The sequence below is a fragment of the Microbulbifer variabilis genome, from assembly GCF_056232115.1.
This window is the reverse complement of sequence record NZ_CP174325.1, coordinates 56,000-80,000: the sequence shown is the minus strand read 5'-3', so window position 1 is coordinate 80,000 and position 24,001 is coordinate 56,000. Positions and strand designations below refer to the sequence as shown.

Annotated in this window: 15 protein-coding genes, 2 rRNA genes and 1 riboswitch (1 of these 18 only partly in view); of the genes, 15 read left to right on the top strand and 2 right to left on the bottom strand. The window is 50.4% G+C overall.

The window, feature by feature from the left end; all coding sequences use genetic code 11:
* The 4 genes from ACJJI7_RS00345 to ACJJI7_RS00330 form a co-directional block, all read left to right on the top strand.
* Positions 1 to 2,790: ribosomal RNA gene (locus tag ACJJI7_RS00345) — 23S ribosomal RNA — on the top strand (it extends 88 nt beyond the left edge of the window).
* A gap of 203 nt (positions 2,791 to 2,993) precedes the next feature.
* Positions 2,994 to 3,109, top strand: a 5S ribosomal RNA gene (gene rrf / locus ACJJI7_RS00340).
* A gap of 278 nt (positions 3,110 to 3,387) precedes the next feature.
* A complete protein-coding gene (locus ACJJI7_RS00335) occupies positions 3,388 to 3,777 on the top strand; it encodes a hypothetical protein (RefSeq protein WP_282952805.1) in 390 nt (129 codons plus the stop codon).
* Positions 3,778 to 4,194: 417 nt separating this feature from the next.
* Positions 4,195 to 5,751, top strand: a complete 1,557-nt coding sequence (locus ACJJI7_RS00330; protein ID WP_020413587.1) for a thioredoxin domain-containing protein — start codon at positions 4,195 to 4,197, stop codon at positions 5,749 to 5,751.
* Between the two features lie 85 nt (positions 5,752 to 5,836).
* On the opposite strand, the gene ACJJI7_RS00325 is transcribed toward ACJJI7_RS00330, so the two are convergent.
* Positions 5,837 to 6,763, bottom strand: a complete 927-nt coding sequence (locus ACJJI7_RS00325) for an SGNH/GDSL hydrolase family protein (protein ID WP_020413586.1) — start codon at positions 6,761 to 6,763, stop codon at positions 5,837 to 5,839.
* Between the two features lie 269 nt (positions 6,764 to 7,032).
* Positions 7,033 to 7,131: riboswitch (TPP riboswitch) on the top strand.
* A gap of 85 nt (positions 7,132 to 7,216) precedes the next feature.
* Between ACJJI7_RS00325 and thiC the strand changes: the two genes are divergently transcribed.
* The 7 genes from thiC to ACJJI7_RS00290 all read left to right on the top strand — a co-directional run bounded on the left by thiC (position 7,217) and on the right by ACJJI7_RS00290 (position 14,444).
* Positions 7,217 to 9,127, top strand: a complete 1,911-nt coding sequence (gene thiC / locus ACJJI7_RS00320) for a phosphomethylpyrimidine synthase ThiC (protein WP_353376499.1) — start codon at positions 7,217 to 7,219, stop codon at positions 9,125 to 9,127.
* 111 nt (positions 9,128 to 9,238) lie between these two features.
* On the top strand, positions 9,239 to 10,315 hold the full coding sequence (thiO, locus tag ACJJI7_RS00315) for a glycine oxidase ThiO (RefSeq protein ID WP_282952807.1): 1,077 nt from the start codon (positions 9,239 to 9,241) through the stop codon (positions 10,313 to 10,315).
* Positions 10,315 to 10,515, top strand: coding sequence for a sulfur carrier protein ThiS (thiS, locus tag ACJJI7_RS00310; RefSeq protein WP_353376501.1), 201 nt, complete (start codon positions 10,315 to 10,317; stop codon positions 10,513 to 10,515). Before thiO ends, thiS begins: the two co-directional genes overlap by 1 nt.
* A 2-nt stretch (positions 10,516 to 10,517) precedes the next feature.
* Positions 10,518 to 11,324 carry a thiazole synthase gene (locus ACJJI7_RS00305; RefSeq protein ID WP_020413581.1) on the top strand — a complete coding sequence of 269 codons (807 nt, stop codon included), beginning with the start codon at positions 10,518 to 10,520 and terminating at the stop codon, positions 11,322 to 11,324.
* Positions 11,325 to 11,331: 7 nt separating this feature from the next.
* On the top strand, positions 11,332 to 12,885 hold the full coding sequence (gene thiE / locus ACJJI7_RS00300) for a thiamine phosphate synthase (protein WP_282952808.1): 1,554 nt from the start codon (positions 11,332 to 11,334) through the stop codon (positions 12,883 to 12,885).
* On the top strand, positions 12,879 to 13,628 hold the full coding sequence (locus tag ACJJI7_RS00295; RefSeq protein ID WP_020413579.1) for a HesA/MoeB/ThiF family protein: 750 nt from the start codon (positions 12,879 to 12,881) through the stop codon (positions 13,626 to 13,628). The genes thiE and ACJJI7_RS00295 overlap by 7 nt, the downstream gene beginning before the upstream one ends.
* 342 nt (positions 13,629 to 13,970) lie before the next feature.
* Positions 13,971 to 14,444, top strand: a complete 474-nt coding sequence (locus ACJJI7_RS00290) for a Dps family protein (RefSeq protein WP_020413578.1) — start codon at positions 13,971 to 13,973, stop codon at positions 14,442 to 14,444.
* A gap of 38 nt (positions 14,445 to 14,482) precedes the next feature.
* Here the strand turns inward: ACJJI7_RS00290 and ACJJI7_RS00285 are convergent, their stop codons facing one another.
* Positions 14,483 to 15,364 (bottom strand): LysR family transcriptional regulator, encoded by an 882-nt coding sequence (locus ACJJI7_RS00285; RefSeq protein ID WP_353376506.1) that lies wholly within the window; start codon positions 15,362 to 15,364, stop codon positions 14,483 to 14,485.
* 157 nt (positions 15,365 to 15,521) lie between these two features.
* On the opposite strand from ACJJI7_RS00285, the gene ACJJI7_RS00280 reads away from it, so the two are divergent.
* The 4 genes from ACJJI7_RS00280 (at position 15,522) to ACJJI7_RS00265 (ending at position 23,976) form a co-directional block, all read left to right on the top strand.
* The gene (locus ACJJI7_RS00280; protein WP_444901170.1) at positions 15,522 to 17,501 is read left to right on the top strand and encodes an acetoacetate--CoA ligase; all 1,980 of its coding nucleotides are present in this window, start codon (positions 15,522 to 15,524) and stop codon (positions 17,499 to 17,501) included.
* Between the two features lie 112 nt (positions 17,502 to 17,613).
* Entirely contained in the window at positions 17,614 to 17,988 is a 375-nt protein-coding gene (locus tag ACJJI7_RS00275) for a hypothetical protein (protein ID WP_020413575.1), read from the top strand.
* Between the two features lie 172 nt (positions 17,989 to 18,160).
* Positions 18,161 to 19,960 (top strand): autotransporter assembly complex protein TamA, encoded by a 1,800-nt coding sequence (locus tag ACJJI7_RS00270; protein ID WP_282952811.1) that lies wholly within the window; start codon positions 18,161 to 18,163, stop codon positions 19,958 to 19,960.
* Complete coding sequence (locus ACJJI7_RS00265) at positions 19,960 to 23,976, top strand: translocation/assembly module TamB domain-containing protein (protein WP_282952812.1); 4,017 nt, start codon at positions 19,960 to 19,962, stop codon at positions 23,974 to 23,976. The genes ACJJI7_RS00270 and ACJJI7_RS00265 overlap by 1 nt, the downstream gene beginning before the upstream one ends.
* The last annotated feature ends 25 nt before the right edge of the window (positions 23,977 to 24,001 follow it).

Below are 24,001 nucleotides of genomic sequence, written 5' to 3'. Positions count from 1 at the left end.
GCACACAAGCTTTGATCCTAGAATGTCCGAATGGGGAAACCCACTCCTTTTAGGAGTATCCATAACTGAATTCATAGGTTATGGAGGCGAACCCGGGGAACTGAAACATCTAAGTACCCGGAGGAAAAGAAATCAACCGAGATTCCCTTAGTAGCGGCGAGCGAACGGGGATTAGCCCTTAAGCTTTTTATGTTTTAGTGGAAGGTTCTGGAAAGTACCGCGATACAGGGTGATAGCCCCGTACACGAAAAGGCATTTAGAGTGAAATCGAGTAGGTCGGGACACGTGTTATCTTGACTGAATATGGGGGGACCATCCTCCAAGGCTAAATACTCCCAGCTGACCGATAGTGAACCAGTACCGTGAGGGAAAGGCGAAAAGAACCCCGGAGAGGGGAGTGAAATAGAACCTGAAACCGTATACGTACAAGCAGTAGGAGCCCTTCGGGGTGACTGCGTACCTTTTGTATAATGGGTCAGCGACTTATTGTCTGTAGCAAGGTTAACCGCTTAGGGGAGCCGTAGAGAAATCGAGTCTTAATAGGGCGTTTAGTTGCAGGCAATAGACCCGAAACCCGGCGATCTATCCATGGGCAGGTTGAAGGTTGAGTAACATCAACTGGAGGACCGAACCCACTAATGTTGAAAAATTAGGGGATGACCTGTGGATCGGAGTGAAAGGCTAATCAAGCCGGGAGATAGCTGGTTCTCCTCGAAAGCTATTTAGGTAGCGCCTCGCGTCTCACCCTCGGGGGTAGAGCACTGTTTGGGCTAGGGGGTCATCCCGACTTACCAACCCCATGCAAACTCCGAATACCGAGGAGTGCAATCGCGGGAGACACACGGCGGGTGCTAACGTCCGTCGTGGAAAGGGAAACAACCCAGACCGCCAGCTAAGGTCCCAAATACCAATTAAGTGGGAAACGATGTGGGAAGGCCCAGACAGCTAGGAGGTTGGCTTAGAAGCAGCCATCCTTTAAAGAAAGCGTAATAGCTCACTAGTCGAGTCGGCCTGCGCGGAAGATATACCGGGGCTAAATTGGTAACCGAAGCTGCGGATGCCTTCGGGCATGGTAGAGGAGCGTTGTGTAAGCCGTTGAAGGTGGATCGGGAGGTCTGCTGGAGGTATCACAAGTGCGAATGCTGACATGAGTAACGATAAGGGAGGTGAAAAACCTCCCCGCCGGAAGACCAAGGGTTCCTGTCCAACGCTAATCGGGACAGGGTTAGTCGGCCCCTAAGGCGAGGGCGAAAGCCGTAGTCGATGGAAAACAGGTTAATATTCCTGTACTCGCTATTGCTGCGATGGAGTGACGGAGAAGGCTAGGCCAGCATGGCGATTGGTTGTCCATGTTTAAGGTTGTAGGCTGGGGACTTAGGCAAATCCGGGTCCCTAAGGCTGAGAACTGATGACGAGTCTCTTTTAGAGACGAAGTGGTTGATGCCCTGCTTCCAGGAAAAACTTCTAAGCTTCAGGCAATAGTGAACCGTACTCTAAACCGACACAGGTGGTCAGGTAGAGAATACCAAGGCGCTTGAGAGAACTCTGGTGAAGGAACTAGGCAAAATGGTACCGTAACTTCGGGAGAAGGTACGCCGGTTTTGGTGATGGGACTTGCTCCCTAAGCTGAGGCCGGTCGAAGTGACCAGGTGGCTGCGACTGTTTATTAAAAACATAGCACTCTGCAAACACGTAAGTGGACGTATAGGGTGTGACGCCTGCCCGGTGCCGGAAGGTTAATTGATGGGGTTAGCTTCGGCGAAGCTCTTGATCGAAGCCCCGGTAAACGGCGGCCGTAACTATAACGGTCCTAAGGTAGCGAAATTCCTTGTCGGGTAAGTTCCGACCTGCACGAATGGCGTAACGATGGCCACGCTGTCTCCACCAGAGACTCAGTGAAATTGAAATCGCTGTTAAGATGCAGTGTACCCGCGGCTAGACGGAAAGACCCCGTGAACCTTTACTACAGCTTTGCACTGAACTTTGAGCCTATTTGTGTAGGATAGGTGGGAGGCTTTGAAGCAGCGACGCTAGTTGTTGTGGAGCCGTCCTTGAAATACCACCCTGGTATGTTTGAGGTTCTAACTCTGGTCCGTTATCCGGATCGAGGACAGTGTATGGTGGGTAGTTTGACTGGGGCGGTCTCCTCCCAAAGAGTAACGGAGGAGTACGAAGGTGCACTCAGCATGGTCGGAAATCATGCAATGAGCATAATGGTATAAGTGCGCTTGACTGCGAGACAGACATGTCGAGCAGGTACGAAAGTAGGTCATAGTGATCCGGCGATTCTGTATGGAAGGGTCGTCGCTCAACGGATAAAAGGTACTCCGGGGATAACAGGCTGATACCGCCCAAGAGTTCACATCGACGGCGGTGTTTGGCACCTCGATGTCGGCTCATCACATCCTGGGGCTGAAGCCGGTCCCAAGGGTATGGCTGTTCGCCATTTAAAGTGGTACGCGAGCTGGGTTTAGAACGTCGTGAGACAGTTCGGTCCCTATCTGCCGTGGGCGTTGGAGATTTGAGAAGAGTTGCTCCTAGTACGAGAGGACCGGAGTGAACGAACCTCTGGTGTTCCGGTTGTCACGCCAGTGGCATTGCCGGGTAGCTATGTTCGGACGGGATAACCGCTGAAAGCATCTAAGCGGGAAGCCTCCTTCAAGATAAGATCTCCCTGGGAACTTGATTCCCCTAAAGGGCCGTGGAAGACTACCACGTTGATAGGCTGGGTGTGGAAGCGTTGTGAGGCGTTGAGCTAACCAGTACTAATTGCCCGTGCGGCTTGACCATACAACAGAGATGGTTACTAACGACTAGCTAAGCTAGCGGATTGTGAGTTAGAGACATACGATCGCTTGCGGTGTATTACTACAGATTGTTTTACCGACTTATTTGGGGTTATCGCCGGTCAACAACATGACCGAGGCAAACAGCGATAACGCGGCAGGCCAAGCACATTGCTTATAAGACCAGCGCCAACCCAAGCCAGTTTGCCTGACGACAATAGAGTTGTGGAACCACCTGATCCCTTGCCGAACTCAGAAGTGAAACGCAACATCGCCGATGGTAGTGTGGGGCTTCCCCATGTGAGAGTAGGTCATCGTCAGGCTTCTAATCCGAAAGGGCCACCCATTGGGTGGCCCTTTTTTTATGTGTAAAAAAAACAAATAAAGCCCTAAATTATGATTCCGTGCTCTGCGAAAGGCCGTAAAGTCCGGATTTGGGTTGTGTTTATCTATTTTTAGGCTTCAAATTACTTGATTAGCTTCACTAAAAGATAATACTTAACTGGAATACAATAAGTAACATGTGGGCTGTAACTGACTATTTCAGTCGCTATGAAGTAATAATCCTTTTGAAAATAATAAATAGGGTCAAGGGGGCTTTATGCCAGGTAGGGTGAGATTTTTAATAACTGCTTTAATTATGCTGCTATCTTCTTGTGCAACTGTGGAATTAACAGATGCAGGAAGAGATATACAAATTGTGCAACAGATATCTATTTCTGATCTTGATAAATATTATGAAGTTGGTGAGGTTGCTTGTAACTTTGGATTTAATGCACGATCAGCAATCACTAATATAAAGCAATGCCGAACTGATTTGAAGAATCAAGCGGCACAGTTAGGGGGGCATGTGATTGTTATAGAGCACCAGCAACTCGGAACAGGAGGGGGAACATCCTATGGTAAGGGGTATTCTGGCTGCCCAAACTGTATTTCGATGGTGGGAACCACCTATAAGGAAAAAGATACTGCTACAAACAATAAAAACTAATTCGATTTAAATCAGATAGTGAATCAGGTGCTCTTTTAAAAGTTATATTAAAAGAGCATTATTCTGTCAGGACGATTTTACTTTCACTAAATGGCTTTTAGGGGCTGTTGTTTTGAATTTATAAGATTTATCTCTTATATTTTCAATTTTCACTAGATGTCATTCATTACTTTATATTTATATATAAAGTCGATATGCAAAGTATCGATTATAGCGTTCCTTCACTTTAATTCTAACAGTATTGACTATTAAAGACCATTGCATCGTAAATATGGGATGTTAAATTTCTGCTGAATGCGGTGCCAAAAGGTAAGCTTAGTTCCCACTTCTATAAATTATTTCTTAGAAATTCTACCAAGTAAGGCTAGAAAATATCTTCCCTGGTAACATAGATAAAACACCATGAGGATATAAACCATGTGGAAGCTTAAGTTTCTTTATGTAGTCTTGGGAGCTTTGACCACTTTCACTATTTTTAGTGGTTATTCAAAGTTTTCTGATTTTCCTTTAGGTTATGAAAAAACGAAGCATCGAGAGATTGCAGCTCGGGTAGGTAAGCATGAAATTAGCATTGAGGCACTGGATAGCGAGCTTCAATTTGCTCTATATGATATAGCTGAAATGCAATACGAGTTACGATTAAATAAGCTTCATGAATTAATAGGTAGTACGGGGGAGGGTAGAGCTGATATCGAGATATTATTACCTTTTCCACAGCCGCCTCGTATCGAGCTGACTTATAGTGCACGAAATATTCGAGGAAATCCCCGGGCGCCTGTCACCATCGCAGTATTTTGCTCTTTTCAGTCGCCACATTGTAAATCCACTCAGCCTGTGTTTAGGCGCTTAATGGTTGAGTATCAGGAATGGATAAGGCAGGTTAATTTCGATTTTCCTTTGAAGTTTCATAGAGAGGGTGTAATGGCTGCAGCTGTAACACGTTGTGCAGCAGAGCAAAGCAAGTTTTGGGAGTACCATGATGCATTATATACTCTGGCTCCAAGCGTTAATAAAAACGAATACGTACGCTTGGCTAAACAGCTTCAAATGGATAGTTCACAGTTTGATCGTTGTAGAGCTGACGGGCTATATAGATCTCAGGTGCTTGAAGACCAAAAACTAGCCATTGCTCTTGGACTAAAAAATGTACCCGTAGTTTTTATCAACGGCTTATACCTAAAGGGACCTCGCACTTTTGAACAGTATTCTTTCTGGATTGAAAAGGAATTGTATTCTTTGGGAATAAACCCAAAAGATGAAGCTGTCCAGAAAGATAGCAATAATATCAATGAGCGAAATTTACCCTTAACTAAATTGCCGCTTCGACTGCTTGGGATTAGCGAGTCGAGTGTCAAAAATAGATCAAAAGCATTAATTGAAGTGAATGGGGCAACGGCTCAATATTTCACTTTGGGACAAGCGCTTTTAGAGGGAGTCTCGCTGCTGCGGCTCTATTCCAAGTTTGCCGTCATTGAGAGCAATGAGGGATTGGCGAAACTTCCCCTTGAAGGTGAAGAGGGCACTGATATTTTATTGACCCAGTCATATATACATAGTGAGAAACTTAAGCGTCGTATTGAACAACCGATGGGACCTGGAACCCGTCAGCTAATCTCTCCATCTGGAGTGCTTACCCTGGGGCAGGAATGGTTGAGTAGACAATTGGAGGAGCGTGAAATCCTGGAGTCTAAGTTTACAGAGGCAGAACTGGAAGTCGAAGGGTATCACCTGATGCGACTGGAAGGCGTTGCTGATAATGAATTCTTTACTGCATTAGGCTTTCAGGAAAATGATGTATTGCTGAGGGTTAATGATAGCTGGGTTCATAGTGGTCAAAATGCCCTATGGGATGCGCTGACCAGCGGAAAGATAATTGATGTGGCATTCATGCGTAAGGGATTGCCACATCGATTACAGTACGTTGTTGAAGAGTTAGGATACTTTGAAGAAGAGCCGGATAGCGAGAAAGAATAACAGAAATAAGAAATGAGCCTGTTGTAACAACAATCTAAAAAAGCAACAGGCTCTATATCCACCGAGCAGTAAAATTTGAACTTAATTACTTATCTGTATTGCCTTGCCACAAAAGATCAGCCACTATATTCTGGCCTTGGACACTGGGATGGAAGCAGTCACCGCCATCAATATCGTCCTTACCAAATTGGAAAGTACCGGCATTTACCTCACCTTCACCAGTGTACTCGGCTATTACTTCAACGCCATTGGTGCCATTATAGCTTTCTGCCTCCTCGGCAAGTATTTCGTTATATCGACGTTGGGCTGCGCTAATACCGTTGTAGCGAGTGGTAAAATCCTCTCCATTCATAGTACCGCCATTGGTAGCAATTCGGCAGATACCAAAGGTAGACCAGACACTTTCACAGTCTACCCGAGAGTTTCCGGCTTGCTTTTCCAACCCTGCTGCGCGCAGGTCTTGTACACGGGGTACCGAACCGAGAAGAATAGTAGAGCCATTGGGCAGGCCTTCGACCAGTTTGTCTAACCCCGCGCGAATTGCAGAGCGCCATTCACTATCAGTGTAAAGTGGATCATCACAATTCGCCGGATCTACACACTCGCGGTTACAGATATCATTACCGCCTAAAACTACTTCTACGTGGTCAGCTACATTATTCTGCGAAAGAATCCGGTCGGCTTGAGTAGAGAAATTGTCTCCACCACTGAGCATTTCCGCTCCAGATTCCGCCGCATTTTTATTAGCGGCCATATTTGGTGAATTAACTTTATACTTGTCATGAATACTTTCAACTGAATTGTCATCACCATCAAACCAGGAGTGCTCTGGTTGGTCTCCACCAAGGAGACAGAAAAGATCCCAGAAATACTTATTGCGGGTACAGTCCGCTCCGAATGCCATGGTAATACTGTCACCCGCGGCGACCGACTTGGAGGGGGCTGCCATTGCTGGCTGTATCGACAAAACGCACAAAGCCAGGGTTATTACTACTCCATATTTATTCCACATTGTGTTTTCTCCCACACCGACTTTCGTCGTAGATAATTATTTTTTTGGTACTGCATCGGTGAACCAGTGGAGTGTAGGTCGGAGTGGAAAAGGGAGAGAAGTGAATGCTTCCGACTAATTAGTCAGAGTTTAATAAGTTGAAGTGGGTTGGGGTTTTGTCGTCTGTAACATTTCTTTCTGCAAGGCCACTTCTATTAAAGATCTATGCGATGATATTTATCCGCCCGGGTGACCTTCTGTTCATATCTGTTAGCTTCCACTATACTGCGCTCTACTTGTCGGAGTGCCTGTGGGCTGAGATCGCTGTTGCGAGATCCGTTGAACCTGATCGGGGTAACCCCCGCGTAGGGAACAAGATCTGAAGTCGCCTGTTTTGTTACAGTTTGGCGTCTTTTCTCTTTGTATGTGCCCTGGATGCTGCGACCTTTAAATTTCCAAGTTTTAAGGTTACGCATGTCTGAGATCATTGAACAATCCGGTAAAGCCGGAAAGTCCTCCCGCGCTGCCAGTCGCGATTCCGCTAAAGAATTTCTTGAAAATCTCACGGTTCAATCTTTCCCCAACTCGAGCAAGGTGTATTTGCCCGGTGAAACTCCCGACATTCAGGTTGGTGCCCGCCAGATCTGTTTGGGAGATAGTTTGGTAGGGGGGGATGCAGAGAATCCGGTGTTTGAACCCAATGAGCCCCTAACCATTTACGACACTTCGGGCCCCTATTCCGAGCCCAATTTTAAAGTGGACGTACGGGAAGGGTTGCCCAAATTGCGCCAGGGCTGGATAGAGGCCCGCAGAGATACTGAACTGCTGGACTCTCGCCAAGCGGCCTACAGCCAGAAGCGTATGGCGAACCAGGGGCTGGATCATATCCGCTTTGAAAACCTTCCCAGCCCTCGCCGGGCCAAACCGGGACAGAATGTATCTCAGATGCACTATGCCCGCCGCGGCATTATTACCCCAGAGATGGAATTTATCGCAGTGCGCGAAAATATGGGGCGAGCCAAGTTGGCAGCGGAAATGAGTGAAAGTGAATACCAGAAGGCACGTGATGGTATTTACATCCCCGAGCAAATCACGCCGGAATTTGTGCGCCGGGAAGTTGCAGAGGGGCGGGCAATTATCCCGGCGAATATTAATCACCCGGAAGTGGAGCCGATGATTATCGGGCGCAACTTCCTGTGCAAGGTGAATGCAAATATTGGTAATTCTGCTGTGACTTCTTCCATTGAAGAGGAAGTGGAGAAACTGGTTTGGTCTACCAAGTGGGGCGCGGACACGGTGATGGATCTGTCCACCGGTGCCAATATCCACGAAACCCGCGAGTGGATTCTGCGCAACTCGCCAGTGCCCATCGGTACCGTGCCGATTTACCAGGCGCTGGAGAAAGTAAACGGAATTGCTGAAGATCTTAACTGGGATGTGTTCCGCGATACCTTGATTGAGCAGGCAGAGCAGGGGGTGGATTACTTCACTATTCATGCTGGCGTGCTTTTGCGCTATGTGCCGCTCACTGCCAAACGTATGACCGGGATTGTTTCTCGCGGTGGTTCCATCATGGCCAAGTGGTGCCTCGCCCATCACAAAGAGAATTTCCTCTACACCCACTTCGAGGAAATCTGCGAGATTATGAAGGCTTACGATGTGAGCTTTAGTCTCGGTGATGGCCTGCGCCCGGGCTCAATTGCGGATGCTAACGATGAAGCCCAGTTTGGCGAGCTGCACACGCTTGGCGAGCTGACTGAAATTGCCTGGAAGCACGATGTTCAGACCATGATCGAAGGCCCCGGCCATGTGGCTATCCATAAGATCAAAGAAAATATGGATGAGCAGCTAAAGCACTGCCACGGCGCACCTTTCTACACTCTAGGTCCGTTGACCACGGATATTGCTCCCGGCTACGACCACATTACTTCCGGCATCGGCGCTGCACTTATCGGCACCTACGGCTGCGCCATGCTCTGCTATGTGACCCCGAAAGAGCACCTGGGCCTACCCAATAAAGAGGATGTTAAAGAGGGCCTTATGGCCTATAAGATTGCGGCTCATGCCGCAGACTTGGCCAAAGGGCATCCGCGGGCACAGAAGCGCGATGACGCCCTGTCAAAAGCCCGCTTTGAATTCCGTTGGGAAGACCAGTTCAATCTCGGCTTGGACCCGGAGCGGGCACGCACCTATCACGATGAAACCTTGCCAAAGGAATCCGGCAAGGTAGCTCACTTCTGCTCCATGTGCGGCCCAAAATTCTGCTCCATGAAAATCACCCAGGATGTGCGCGATTATGCGGCCAAGCAGGAAGCGGCACAGGGCATGGAGGAAATGTCGATTAAATTTAAGGACATGGGCAGCGAGATTTATCACAAGGGCTGATGAGTATTTTGGGGGAGAATCCTCTCCCCCAAGAATCGGATAGCAAAAGTACGGCGAGTGCATAGAGTTTATCGCCGGGTGTCGATTTGGATTTGCGAAGATAGGTGGTCTGTGACAAGCGAAACCAAAGCCAAAGTAGCTATTGCCGGTGGCGGCCTGTTAGGTCGCTTGCTCGCCTGGCGGCTCTGCCAACGGGAACTGGATATCACCCTGTTTGAAGCGGGTGATTTGTCGGCACCAGTCGGGGGAGCCTGCTGGGCGGCAGCGGGAATGATCTCACCACTATCGGAATTGGTGCACAGCGATAAACAGGTTTACAACCTGGGGCTGAAAAGCCTTGAGCTTTGGCCTGAGTGGGCCCGGCAGCTGAAGGAGCAGAGCGGGCAGGACGTGGAATACCGCAGGGCGGGCTCAGTACTGGTTGCTCACGGCAAGGATAGAAGTGAGCTGTTGCAATTCCTGCGGGAGTTGCAGGGCAAGTTGGGTGAATCTGCCAGGGAGCAGGTGGAGGCACTCGATAGCAATACTTTAGCGAAATTAGAGCCCTCCTTACACGGCTTTGAACAGGGGCTTTACTTACGAGGTGAGGCGGATATCAATAATCACCGCTTGTTGCCTGCGTTACTCAGCGCATTGCACCGAGGAGCTGTCACTCTGCGAGAGCATAGCAAGGTAAATTGCGAAGCTGGGTATATCTCTGTGAACTCGGAGTGCGAACAATTTGATTGCGTGATCGACTGCCGTGGTCTCGGTGCCAAGGGGCAGATTGAAGGCTTACGCGGTGTCCGTGGTGAGGTGATGGTGGTGGAATCCCGGGAAGTGGTTTTGCAGCGTCCAGTGCGCCTGCTCCACCCACGCTATAAGCTCTACGCTGTACCACGCAGCGATGGACGCACTGTAATCGGCGCCACAGAAATTGAGAGCGAAGACCAGTCGCCCATTTCCGTCCGCTCCAGTATGGAATTGTCTTCCGCGCTTTACTCCCTCAACCCGGCTTTTGCCGAGGCTCGTATTGTTGAGACCCGCGTAAATTGTCGCCCCGCCACTATGGATAATATGCCTTATATCCACAGCGAGGATGGCCTGATTCGGGTGAATGGCCTTTACCGTCACGGTTATCTTTTAGCGCCGGCAGTAGTGGAGCAAGTGGCGAGTCAAGTGGCACAACAACTGTTACAGGTGGTTTGATGCAGGTATTAATTAATGGGGAAACACAGAGCCTTGAATCCCCGCTAAAACTCTCTGTGCTTTTACAGCAGCTCGGCTATCGCGGAGAAACATTTGCCGTTGCGATCAACGGTGGATTTATTCCCCGTATGGAATATAGCAATACACAGATAAATAACGGCGATAGCCTGGATATTGTTGCTCCGGTAGTGGGGGGGTAAAGGTGAGCGATCTACTAACACTGTACGGAAAGGCATTTAACAGCCGGCTTTTGGTGGGCACCGCCCTGTATCCATCCCCTGCGATTATGCGCGAATCCGTGCAAGCCTCAGCTTCGGAAATTATTACTTTGTCCCTGCGCCGGCAAAATCCGGCACAGCAGCAGGACAATAGATTTTGGGATTATATTCGCGAGTCCGGCTGTCAGCTGTTGCCCAATACCGCCGGTTGTAAATCGCCGCGAGAAGCGGTGGAGCTGGCAAAAATGTCCCAGGAAATTTTCCAAACCGATTGGCTCAAGCTGGAAGTGATTGGTGATGATTACAATTTGCAGCCAGACCCCTTTGGCCTAGTAGAAGCTGCGCGGGAGTTAATTCAATTAGGCTTCAAGGTTTTGCCTTATTGCACAGATGACCTGGTGTTGTGTCGAAAACTTTTGGATGTGGGTTGCGAGGTATTAATGCCCTGGGGGGCTCCCATCGGTACCGGGCAGGGCCTGCTCAATAAATATAACCTGCAAACACTGCGCGAGCGCCTGAGTGATGTACCGCTCATTATTGACGCCGGAATCGGTGCGCCATCACAGGCGGCAGAAGCACTGGAGATGGGCTTTGATGCGGTGTTATTGAATACCGCGATTGCAAAAGCCCAGGATCCGGTACTGATGGCTAATGCTTTTAAACTGGCTGTGGAATCCGGGCGCGCCGCCTTTAATGCCGGCTTGATGCTCAGGCGTCAAACCGCCAGCCCCAGCACCCCCACCCTGGATATGCCGTTCTGGCAGCAGGCAGAGAGCATATTGCAGGATTAGTATTTTTATGCGCGATCAACTTCAATCGAAAAAGCCAATTGTCTGGACCATTGCCGGCAGTGACTCCGGCGGTGGCGCCGGCATTCAGGCGGACCTGCTGACTTTTGCCGACCTCGGCTGCCATGGTTGCAGTGCTATCACGGCCAATACCGCACAGAATACGGTGGAAGTCACTGCAATTAATGCAGTTTCCCTAGAGGTCTTGGCTTCACAATTGCGGGCCTTACAGCGGGATCTATTTCCTGCCGCAATTAAAATCGGTCTGCTAGCGAATGCTGAACAAGTTGTTGCGGTGGCAGATTTCCTGCGCCAGCTGAAAGCGGTGCAGCCGGTTCCGGTTATTTACGACCCGGTTGCTGTTGCTACCAACGGAGCCGGGCTCACCGAAGGGGATATTACCGCAACGGTGTTGGCTCAGTTGATGCCACAGTGTGATCTGGTCACTCCCAATTTACATGAATTGGGATGGCTTACCGGGGCCAGTGTCGCGGGTGCGGAATCTATTGTGCAAGCTGCGCGTCAGTTGCACGCCCACGGCGGTACCGCAATTTTAGTTACCGGCGGCCATACGCAATTGCGTGCGGGAGAAGTTGCCGACTTACTGTGGGATGGTGAAAAGGCCGATTGGTTTATTGGCCGGGAAGTGTCCAGTACAGGCACACATGGCACAGGCTGCACTCTGTCCTCCGCTATTGCCGCCTGCCGCGCCTTGGGCTATCCGTTGCGAGATGCCTGCGTCGTGGGTAAAGCCTATGTTCAGCGGGGCTTGTGCCGGGGAAATAATACACACATCGGCGCTGGTGCCGGCCCTGTAGGCCACTGTGGCTGGCCCCTGGATTTAATCGACTTCCCGGAGATTTTAGTGCCGGGAGAAGAGCGTGCGCTGGATTATGGTTTTGGTGCGGCCCAGCCTCTTGTTCAAGGGTTTGCCCAAACAGACTCTCAAGCATTGGGTTTATATCCGGTTGTGGATACAGTGGAGTGGTTGCAGCGCTTGGCCGAGCTGGGGGTGCGTACTTTACAGCTGCGAATAAAGAATCCGGGTGGGGACCTGCGCGCACAGATTGAGCGTGCAGTGGCTATTGGCAGGACGTATAACCTGCGCCTGTTCATCAATGATTACTGGCAGTTGGCGATTGAGTGCGGCGCCTACGGTGTGCATTTGGGCCAGGAGGATTTGCAGTCTGCTGATCTGAGGGCAATTCAAGCGGCAGGATTGAAGCTGGGTATCAGTACCCACGGCTTCTATGAATTACTATTGGCCTACCGTTATCGCCCCAGCTACCTGGCGATTGGTGCAATTTATGCGACCAACACCAAGGATATGTCGGATCAGTTGCAGGGCGTGCAGAAACTTGCGCGAATGGCAGCACTATTGCCCGATTATCCACTCGTGGCAATTGGTGGTATTAATATGCAGCGGGCCAGTGAGGTTATCGCTAGCGGCGTTGGCAGTATCGCCGTGGTCAGCGCTGTTACTAAAGCGGAAGACTACAAGCAGGCGGTTGCCGATTTTAATGTCCTGTTGAAAGGTAAGCATGCGGAAGTAGAGCCATGTTAAGTAGTAAGGAATTACAGCGTTACAGTCGCCAGATAATGTTGCCCCAGGTGGGTGAAGAGGGACAGAAAAAGCTGTCTTCTGCGCGAATTCTGATTGTTGGCTTAGGTGGGCTCGGCAGCCCGGCAGCGATGTATCTGGCCGCAGCCGGTATTGGAGAGCTGCACTTGGTGGATGGTGATCATATCGATCTCTCCAATTTACAGCGCCAGGTTTTGTACAAAACCAATCACCAGGGAAAATCCAAAGCCATGGTGGCTGCACAACAATTGGCTGCGGCCAATCCAACTATTCGCATTCACCCCCACAGCCAAATGGCGAATGAATCCTGGCTGCGTGAGCAGGTAAAACAGGTGGATCTGGTGTTGGACTGCACCGATAACCTGGAAATCCGCCATACGATCAACCGGGTTTGTTATCAGGCAGGATGTCTGGTGGTAATGGCATCGGTGCAGGGGTTTTCCGGCCAGCTGATTAGTTTTGATTTTTCTGAAGGAAAAGGTCCCTGTTATGCCTGCCTGTTTCCGCCCCAGGAGCAGGCTGAAGTCCAGAACTGCTCTACAGCAGGTGTGATCGGTCCTGCGCTGGGTGTAGTTGGCAGTATGCAGGCTCTGGAGGCCATAAAGTACTTGGTAGGGTTGCCGGTATCGAGCTTGAATAAATTGCACTTAATCGAGACGGAAAGCTTAGCTCTGCAAACTTTGCAGCTGCCGAGCCATAGTAATTGCCCGGTTTGTAATACCTAGCAACTTTGTTTCCTCTTAAATTTTTCTTTCAGTAGATTTATACAGGGCTGGCAATATGAGCGTATGCATAGCCAATATGCTTTATTTTTGCTCCTTTTTTGGCGTAATAATTATCTTTTTACTTTAGACCTACAGTTGCTCTAGAGCAGGGTTCCGCCAGACTCAAGGTATATTTCGAGTTAGTTGCCTGGATAAATATGTTTGCCTTTTTAGTGTCTTATAAACTTGGCTCGGCTATATAGATAAGCTATCAACCCGATAGCTTGTGAGAAATCTTTAAAGCTATCAGAATGGCATCACAACCACTTCGGTGACAAAAGTATTGGAAGAAGGATTTGTTTAATGAAAAAAATCGATATTGGTATTAGCGAAAAAGATAGGGAAAAGATCGCTGGTGGTCTCAAGCACTTGCTGGCGGATAGTTACACTCTGTACCTGCAAACGCACAACTTCCATTGGAATGTTACCGGGCCATTTTTTCGTGAACTGCACCTGATGTTTGAAGAGCAGTATAACGAGCTGGCCACCGCGGTAGATGATATTGCCGAGCGGATTCGCACCTTGGGGGTTTCTGCGCCAGGCACCTACCAGGCTTTTGGGCAGTTGAGCTCTATTAAAGAAGTTGTGGAAATTCCCGCAGCCGAGGATATGGTGAAAATTCTCACCAAGGGCCATGAGCAAGTGATTAAAACTTGCCGCGATGTATTAAAAGCTGCGCAAAAGGGAGAGGATGAATCGACTATTGCCCTGGTATCCGATCGTATGAGTGTCCATGAAAAAACTGCCTGGATGCTGCGCGCCACCAGCAGCAAGTAGTGGCTGGCCCTCTGGGCAAGTTACTGTTCCTGCGGTGCTTACTGCTCGGTGAGTAACTCCAGGAAAGCACCGGCGGGTGCAGAGAGGTTGCCGCGGCTTTTGAGCAGCGTGCCAACTTCCTGTGTCACCGCCGGAGCGGAGAGAGGCAGACAGGTTAAACCATGCTCTCGCATTTGTGCCTCACAAAGACTTGGTACGGCACTGACTCCCAAGCCTGTCCTGACCAGCTGCCCGATAGTGCTTAGTTGGTTGGCTTCACAAACATATTGAGCGGCTTTCCCACACTGGTTAAAGGCAGTATCCGTCCAGCGCCTTACCGCTGATCCACGGTTCATCGATATAAAAGGGTGAGTGGCCAAGTCGCGCCAGCGTATTGTCTTTTTTTCCGCCAATATGTGCTCTTTGGGCACTACTGCGATAAAACGATCGCGTTCAAAGGGCACAAACTCCATTCCGCCCAGTTCATCCGGGCGAAAACTGATACCCAATTCCGCGCGTCCCTCCTGCACCGCCTCTACAACCCGTTCCATAACCACATCTTCCAGCACAATATTGATTTGGGGAAACTTCTGGTGGAAGTCAGCCAATAGAGAGGGTACCCGGTTTAAGGCAAAAGCGGGGATAACCGCCAGCCGTAGCTGGCCGCGTTCCAGGCGGAAGCGCTGCTGTATAGCATCCAGTGATTGGTCCCAGCTATTAAGCAGTTGTTCCGCACGAACCAGGAACTCGCGTCCTTCTGGGGTCAAGACCAGTTGGCGACCATCGCGACTGAATAGGGGGCCTCCGGTGGCTTCTTCCAGATTACGGATGGCTATAGAGAGCGCCGGCTGGGAAGAGTGTAACTGGGCACTGGCCTGCGCCAAGCTGCGGCTGCGCGCTACGACAACGAAGGCACGAAGTTGTTTAATAGTAGCGCTCACTGGGGCTCCAGATACTTCAGGGAATGTTAAATTTTATTAAAGAAACCATCGAAAGATTAAAATAGTTTAAAGTCGTCGGGCAAGGCATGATTGCCGCTTTCGCCCTGGCGAAGGTCAAACAATCACCGAGAATAATGAACCTACAAGGTCTGTTGAGATGAAGGACAATGCACAACCCCTTTGGCAACCGAGCCCAAAGGCCATAGCCTCAACCCAAATGGATGAGTTTCGCCGGCTGGTTAATGAGAAACACCAGCTACAGCTGGAAGACTACAACGCGCTATACCAGTGGTCTGTTGAAGAGCGCGAGGACTTCTGGAGCGATTTGTGGGATTTCTGCGAAGTAGAAGCTGGTGTGCGCGGAGAAGAGATCTTGGGCCGCGACAGTATGCCGGGTGCTGAGTGGTTCCCCGGTGCACAACTTAATTTTGCTGAGAACCTGCTGCGCTACCGCGACGATAAGCCGGCTTTAGTAGAACGCCTGGAGAATGGTAGCCGCCGCCAGCTCAGCTACGCGCAGCTGTATGACCGGGTAGAGCGCTTGGCTTCAGCCCTGGCCAATCAGGGCGTGTCCAAAGGGGATCGTGTGGCTGGCTTTATGCCAAATGTGATCGATACCGTAGTGGCCATGCTGGCAACTACTAGCCTCGGTGCTATCTGGACTTCCTGTTCGCCGGACTTTGGCATTAATGGCGTGTTTGACCGTTTCGGCCAAGTGGAGCCGAAAGTGCTATTTGCCTGTGAGGGCTATCTCTATAACGGCAAAGTGATCGACTCGCTGCCGCGCCTGCGTGAGATAGTGGCCCGTATCGATTCTATTGAGAAGCTGGTGGTGGTACCTGTCGCCCGCTCTCAAGAGGAAACGGCTCAAGTACTAGCGGCAGAACCGCTGGATAAAGTGGTGTTACTGTCGGAGTTTGAAGCTGCAGCGCCCAAGCGCGAGCTTACCTTTGCCCAGACCGCATTCGATCACCCCCTGTATATCATGTACTCTTCGGGTACTACTGGAGTGCCGAAGTGCATAGTGCACGGGGTGGGTGGTACCTTACTCCAACATCTGAAGGAGCATCGCCTACATTGCGACTTGCGTCGTGAGGATTCCCTGTTCTACTTCACCACCTGCGGCTGGATGATGTGGAACTGGCTGGTAAGTGGCCTGGCTTGCGGTGCAACTCTGGTGCTGTTTGATGGCTCTCCCTTCTATCCAGAGGCCAGGGGCCTATGGGATATGGCAGATGAGGAAGGCATTAGCGTATTCGGCACCAGCGCCAAGTATATTGCCGCCCTGGAGAAGAGCGGCTGTAAGCCTCGGGAAAGCCACAAACTGGAGAAGCTGCGCGCGGTGCTGTCTACCGGCTCGCCACTGGCCCATGAAGGCTTCCGCTATGTTTACCGAGACATAAAGAAAGACTTGTGCCTGTCTTCTATTTCCGGCGGCACCGATATTATTTCATGCTTCGCCCTGGGTAACCCGACTTTGCCGGTTTATGCGGGAGAACTTCAGTGCCGCGGCTTGGGTATGGCTGTGGAGGTCTGGAATGACGATGGTAAACCAGTAACTGCAGCGAAAGGGGAGCTGGTGTGCGCCAAATCCTTCCCCTGTATGCCGATCGGCTTCTGGAATGACCCCGATGGGACAAAATATAACAGTGCATATTTTGAAAACTGGCCGGGCGTTTGGGCGCACGGTGACTATGCGGAAATTACCTCCCATGGGGGGGTGATTATTTATGGTCGCTCCGATGCGGTACTGAATCCCGGTGGCGTACGCATCGGCACCGCCGAGATTTACCGCCAGGTGGAGAAGGTGGAGGAAGTGCTCGATAGTATCTGTATCGGCCAGCAGTGGCGGGATGATGTACGCGTGGTGCTCTTTGTTGTGCTTCGTGAGGGAGTGGAACTGGATGAGGATTTGGTGCAGAAAATCCGCTCCACTATTCGCGCTAACACTACCCCGCGTCATGTACCGGCCAAGGTAATTCAGGTGGCGGATATTCCGCGTACTATTAGCGGAAAAATTGTCGAGTTGGCAGTGCGTAATGTGGTGCACGGCAAGTTGGTCAAGAATAAGGAAGCCCTTGCTAACCCTGAGGCTCTGGCACAGTTCGAAAACCTGCCGGCTCTGGCTGAGGACTGAAGCTATTAATTAAGGGGGAAGGGTACGTAGGCGGGCGTCATTTTGTTTACCCGCGTTCTGCGCTACCCTTGCCATATAGTAATACCAATAAATTCAAGGCAGAAGAACAGGTATGGTTACTTATCTATATTGGGCGGCGGTTATCGCCCTGGTCATTCTCTCCCTTTTTGTTGGCAGCCGTATGGGCAGCTTGAAAATTGGCGCTATTGCGGCCGCAGTTTTCTTCTTTGCGGGTTGGTTGGCGTATTACTTCCACTACGAACAGGTCTTTGTAAAACGCTTCGGTGGGGTGATGCGTATTTCCGTGCCCGATGGTTACCGACATATTGGCGCCACCTGGAAAGAGGACAATCTCTGGATTGAGAACTACGACCCCAAAACCAATCAATGTATTTTCACTGAATACTCCAAGGGAAATATTCTCGAAGGGCGAGTGATAATTCAGGATTGTAATCCGTTACTTGGCAATCTCAGCTCCCAGCCATAAGCTACTTGTTTATTCCTGGCCGGCGATTGATGCAATGTGAAGCTATCAATTGCTTTGCTTTTCGCCGGCAAACTTCACCTGGACATTACCAGTTCTGGGGCAAAATCGTATGTGAAGGGAATGGATACCTGGAAGTGCGCGGAGTAGCCGCTGCGGTCAACGGATTAATATTTTGCGAACTCTCTTTATCTCCCTGCTTATCGGTTTTGCATTGCTGCCTCTGCAGCAGGCAATAGCTATCCCTTTTTTCTCCAAATTACCTAGCTTTTCATTGTATGTACAAGGTGATTCCCAGCTGCAAGAAAAATTGAGTAAAGAGCTCAATGAACTTCGCAAGAACAGCAGCGCCCTTGAGAGCTATGAAGACCCACAGGATGTAGTCCACTACGAACGCGGCAACCTCGCAAAATTGCTGCGTTCGGAGGGGTACTATGACGCTACTGTACGAGAGTCTGTACTGAGCAATGAAATTGTTTACCAGGTTGTACCAGGCCCACAGTACCTGATCAAAAGTCTGGATATTGAAATGCCTGTAGAACTGCGTGCGGGCTTTCCCGGCTTGCCTATCTCAGTTGGCGACCCGCTTCAGGCCGATGAGGTACTCGAAGGCGTGCAGAAGATAACCACGTACCTCAACAATAATGCCTGTCTGCTCAATGTCGATGTTACCTACCAAGCTACAGTGATCCACCAGGAGGCCGCTGCTCGCCTGGTGTACCGTGTAGCGCCGAGCCCGGAGGTAATGGTGGGCGATGTACAAATTCTCGGCGCTACATCAATTGAAGTAGACTACTTGCGCAGCAAGTTGAATATTAGTCCTGGAGACTGTTTCAGCCGCAGCAAATTGGATGCAGCCCAGTTGCGATTATTGCGCACGAATTTAATTTCCAATGTGACTCATCAGGTATCGGAACCCTATAACGGCTTGGTGGATGTCATATTTATTGTGCAAGAACGAAACCACCGTACAGTTACATTGGGGGTGGGATACACCTCTGATGAGGGCCCCGGTGTGTCCGCCAGTTGGGAGCATCGCAATATTTTTCATCGCGGTGAAAAGTTGGAAGTTGAAAGCAAGGTAAACAAAGTCAAGCAGACTATAGAGAGCAAACTGACCATACCGCGCTTCTTTAGGGACAAGCAGCGCTTTACCGCGAGCGTGGCCCTTACCGGTGAAGATGTAGATTCTTATCGCTCCAAAGCATTGACTCTCAAGGGGCTGGTGTCGCGAAAATTGAGCAAGCACCGCACTATTAGCGCGGGGGCTGAACTCAAATTCAGCCGTGTGGATGAAAAAGTGGATGGTGCTGTGGAGGATGGGGACCCGGATGAGAACTACCATCTGCTGGCATTTCCCCTTGGTTTTAAACTGAATACTACAGATAAACCACTGGATGCTCGTCGTGGGGCTACCACCGCATTGGAAATTAAGCCCTATCTGGACTTAAACAAAAACAGTACGTCCTTTGTAAAAAATATCCTGCAACTGACTGCTTATAAAACGGCAGAGTCTATGCGCTACGAACCGACACTGGCCTTGCGTATTAAAGCGGGGGCTATTACCGGTGCGGCCAACCTGGAACTTCCTGCGGATGAGCGCTTTTATGCGGGGGGCGGCGGTTCGGTGCGTGGATATGGCTACCAGGAGTTGGGGCCGCGTATTGTTGAAATTAATGAGGACGGCGAGGAAACCCTGTCCGACTCAATAGGTGGACGCGGTCTCAGTGAGATTTCTATTGAGGGGCGCTTTCGTTTTACGGATACCTGGGGTGGGGTCTTATTCCTTGATGGCGGGAATGCCTACGAAGATCCGAGCCCTAACTTTTCAGACCTTTTTTGGGGCACAGGTTTTGGTGTGCGCTATATCACCTCTTTTGCCCCCATTCGTTTCGATCTCGCCTTTCCCCTGGATCGCCGCGATGGTGTGGATGATCGTTACCAGGTCTATATCAGCCTGGGGCAGGCTTTCTGATGGCCAGGTTGAACGCATTTGCAATAGGTTTGGCCCGGGCGCTGGGTGCTCTCCTGCGAGGACTGTGGCGATCCTTTGGTGCTGGGGGATCGCTTCTAACCGGCCTGTGCTTACTGATTGTACTTTCATTGATTTATTTCTTGGGTACTGAACAGGGGCGGGTCAGTCTTACTCGTACAGCTTTTTATGGGGCGGAGCAGGTGATAGACGGCCTCTCTATTGAGGCGGAGGGAATTGGCAGTGAGCGCCTCGGCGCATGGTTTTTTGAGCGTCTTCGGGTAGATTTTGAGAGCAATACCCTGGCGGAGGGTTATCAACTGGAATTGGAGCTGCAAAGTTTTTCCAGTAATCCTGTCAATATTGATCGAGTTGTAGTCAAGGACTTTCTATTTAATATTGATGTACTCGATGAACTACTGAAATCCCTGGCTCGAGCGGAAGAGAAAACCGCTCAGGATTTACAGGAAGAGGCTGGTAATAGAGAAGCCACCACTTGGGAAACCTTAGTACCTAGGTTCCGCCTTGGGGAGCTACGGCTTGAGCGATTGCAATTGATCAGCAGCAAGATAACCGATATCCCTGCGATCTCTGTGTATGGCAACAGCCTCTACCGGTGGGAGGGGCAGCCCACCCAATTACAGCTGGAAATTCGCGAATTAAGTGGTGGTGATTTGCAGTTTATTGCCGATGGGCGCGAGCGTCAGCCCGGGCGATTTGTTTTGGATTTCTCTGCCAGTGAAAAAGCACAGGGATTTGTTGGGCGGCAGTTGCATTTACCTCAGGGGCAGGGGCTGGATGCGCGAGGAAAAATTTCCCTACGCCGTCGCGATAAACAGATACAGGTTGATATTGAGTCTCTTTCCACACCTTTTTCCCAGCACAAACTGGCGCTGACAGGCAGTTTGCTTTTTGATTTGTTTCCCTGGCGGGTGCATACAGATGGCATCTGGCTACAAGTGGATGGTAAACGCAGCACCTTGTCTGGCAATATTAGCGCTGACAATATCAGCGCAGAGCTTCATCTCAATCGCTTACCTATTACACTTTCCCGCCCTTGGCAAAATGTCTTGCACAGCGGTTGGTTCAGTGCTGGCTTAACAGTTTCCGGCACATTACCGCTGCCCGATATTTCTGGCCAGGTAAAACTGAACAGTAGTTATCGGGAACAGCCCCTGGAGCTGATAGGCGAGGTAAATACCATACAGGGAATGATTCACCTGGAGTCCCTGCGGCTGGAATTTGCTGGGGCACAGATGCGTACCGCGGGCAGTATAGATACTGAAAATAAAACCCTGGATATGAGTGCGGCCGTGCAGGAGCTGGGAGTTGAGGAGATTCGCCGCCTTCTATTTTCCCTCCCGCAAACAGAGCAGCTGAAAATCCCTGATGACTTTTCCGGTACTCTGCACCAATTACAGCTAACCGCACAGGGACCTTGGGATAACCCGGATTTGCAGGGAGATTTGAGTGCTGTATCGGTTTACCGAAATTTACAGAATGAGTTGACAGCCCGAGTCAATGGAAACTTGAAGGGGCTAACCATTACGGATTTTTCCCTGGTGGGGGACAAGTTAAATATCCTTGGCGGTGGCACTGTAGATATTGAGTCTGAAGCACTGAACTTGCAGCTGCAGGTAGATATTCGCAATCTCAACCCAAGTGAAGATCTCGGTCTCGCTTCAGCTAAGGGTGTTAGCTTGGGCCTGCAGGGGCAGGTTGGTGTGGAAGGTCCCTGGTCCAATCCGCGCCTGAATACTAGCCTGGAATCCGATGGCCTGGTTCACGAATACCGATACAACCTGAAGGGTGATGCCAGCGGCGACCTCGAAAAGATTAATCTGCAAGGGTTGCGTGTGGAGTTATATGCCAACGGATCCATAGACCATTTCGACATGGGGCAATTCCGCGGCCCCCAGTCACCGACCACTATCCCGAGTATGCAAAAAGGGGCGAGTCAGCCCGAGCAAAATGCGAGCCGTCTCACCGAACTTGCAAAGGAAGCCCAGCGCCTGGGGCGCGAGGGAATTGCACTGATTGAAGCTGAGGGAGCACTTGAGCCAAAGCTGGGTCGGCTTGAGCTGGGGGTGAGTGCGCGCAACCTGCCGCTACCCCTGTTCGAGGTGTTAGGGTTGCCGCTACCCAAGACCCTGGAAGGCGAGCTTAGCCTGGATGGCGAGATCAAGGGAGCACTTACCAACCCTGAAGTACGCGCCAGTGTGCTGGCCCAGGGTGGCTATCGCCATGAACCCTGGCAGTTGCAGGGAGTGCTTGATTATGCGGATAAGAGTCTGGTTGTGGACGGGCTGGAATTTCTGTGGGCGGGGCGCAACCAGTTGTGGGCCCACGGTAGTCTCAACGAGCAGCGGCTGGATCTGCAGCTGCAGGGCAGGGCCTCACTGGAAGATCTCTCACGAGAGTTACCGTTTAATACACCTGAGCAGGGTGATGTCGTTTTGTACTCAAGTATTACTGGCAGTCCACGTCAGCCACAGCTTGAAGGGGAATTGCGAATCAGTGGTTATACGCCCGGCCGTGAGCAAGGGCGTGTGCAGGTGCAGCCTCTCTCAACAGTGCTTGAATGGCATACCGAAGGTGGGGAATTGCAGGTATCTCTCGTGGCTGAGCACGATGGTCGCCGTGCAATAGATAGCAGTGCCAAGTTATTGATTTCTCCCATTTTTGAACGGTTGTTTTCTGATAGCTCAGCGGGGTCTGTGAGCGATATTCCTCTACAGCTGGTGAGCAGTGGTTCCGCAGATCTGTCTGTCGTTGCTGAATTTATTGACCCCAGGATACATGTAATGCGCGGTTTGCTGAGTTTCTCAGCGGATGGTGTCGGCACTTTGGGTGAGCCTCACCTTGTTGGTGGGATAGAACTGAGTGGAGCAAGCTATGAGCACCGCCCAAGCCACACCCGTATTACCAATATTGATTTTTATACACGCTTGATCCCGGGAGAGTGGCTTGTCGAAAGAGGCAGTGCCACAGTTGTTGATGGCGGTACGATTAGTTTGGGAGGGGCCGTGTTTTTTCCCGAGCAGGCACCGCCTCAGATGAGCTTAAGCTTAAATCTGAATAGGGCACACTTACTGAATACTCCGGGAGTACGCGGTGCAATCTCTGGAGAAGCTACCCTGTCGGGTTCGACTGAGGATGCGCAAATCACCGGTCGTTTTACCCTGCGACCATTGGCAGTACAGATTGAGCAGTGGATTGGCAGCACGGTTCCGGAAATTCAAGTAGTGGAGGTCCAGGTGGATGGCCCACAGGTGGAGCGTGCACCGCTGTTGCTTAGCAAGATCAGTTTGGGAGTCGAGGTGATTCTGGATCAGCAGTCCTATGTGCGCGGACTTGGACTTAACTCGCAGTTGCGCGGTCAAGTGGATATTCACGGAACTGCGGCCAAACCGGAAGCCTCAGGTGAGCTGACTATCGTGCGCGGCAGTTTTGACCTGCTAGGTAAGAAGTTTAATCTTCAGGAGGGAGAGATTCGCTTCGAAAATAATGAAGTGGCAGTGTTTGTCGAGGGTGTTTATAGCTATCGCGATGGTGAAATCACAGCAAATATTTCAGGCTCTGCAACTGACCTGGATATTACTTTCAGCTCAGATCCTTCAGCCTCTCAGGATGAAATTTTAGCGCAATTACTATTTGGCAAGTCTCTATCAGATATTTCACCGCTACAAGCCGTACGTCTGGTGAGCGTGGTGCGTAGCCTACAAACCGGTCGTGCCGTGCTCGACCCGGTAGCAAAAACCCGTGAATTGCTGCGTCTCGATACACTTAATATTGAACAGGAGGAAGGAGATGAGGGCGAAGAATATGCCCTTAGTTTGGGTAAATATATTACCAATCGGATTTATGTAGAGTTGCAACGCAGCACCGATCCGCTGAGCCCCTGGCAGGCGGAAATGCAAATAGAATTGCGTGAAAACCTAAACTTGGAGTTCAAAACCGCAGATGATGGAGATAGTGGTTCTGGCAGTGTAGAGTTGCAGTGGAAAAAGGATTATTAGTTTATAGCCGCCTGCAACCTATATT

Bases quoted from the DNA above. Each gene is read 5' to 3' on its own strand.
- ACJJI7_RS00290 (WP_020413578.1), top strand. From the start codon at position 13,971: ATGAAAAAAATCGATATTGGTATTAGCGAAAAAGATAGGGAAAAGATC.
- ACJJI7_RS00265 (WP_282952812.1), top strand. From the start codon at position 19,960: ATGGCCAGGTTGAACGCATTTGCAATAGGTTTGGCCCGGGCGCTGGGT.
- thiC (WP_353376499.1), top strand. From the start codon at position 7,217: ATGTCTGAGATCATTGAACAATCCGGTAAAGCCGGAAAGTCCTCCCGC.
- ACJJI7_RS00275 (WP_020413575.1), top strand. From the start codon at position 17,614: ATGGTTACTTATCTATATTGGGCGGCGGTTATCGCCCTGGTCATTCTC.
- ACJJI7_RS00295 (WP_020413579.1), top strand. From the start codon at position 12,879: ATGTTAAGTAGTAAGGAATTACAGCGTTACAGTCGCCAGATAATGTTG.
- thiE (WP_282952808.1), top strand. From the start codon at position 11,332: ATGCGCGATCAACTTCAATCGAAAAAGCCAATTGTCTGGACCATTGCC.
- ACJJI7_RS00330 (WP_020413587.1), top strand. From the start codon at position 4,195: ATGTGGAAGCTTAAGTTTCTTTATGTAGTCTTGGGAGCTTTGACCACT.
- ACJJI7_RS00280 (WP_444901170.1), top strand. From the start codon at position 15,522: ATGAAGGACAATGCACAACCCCTTTGGCAACCGAGCCCAAAGGCCATA.
- ACJJI7_RS00325 (WP_020413586.1), bottom strand. From the start codon at position 6,763: ATGTGGAATAAATATGGAGTAGTAATAACCCTGGCTTTGTGCGTTTTG.
- thiS (WP_353376501.1), top strand. From the start codon at position 10,315: ATGCAGGTATTAATTAATGGGGAAACACAGAGCCTTGAATCCCCGCTA.
- ACJJI7_RS00335 (WP_282952805.1), top strand. From the start codon at position 3,388: ATGCCAGGTAGGGTGAGATTTTTAATAACTGCTTTAATTATGCTGCTA.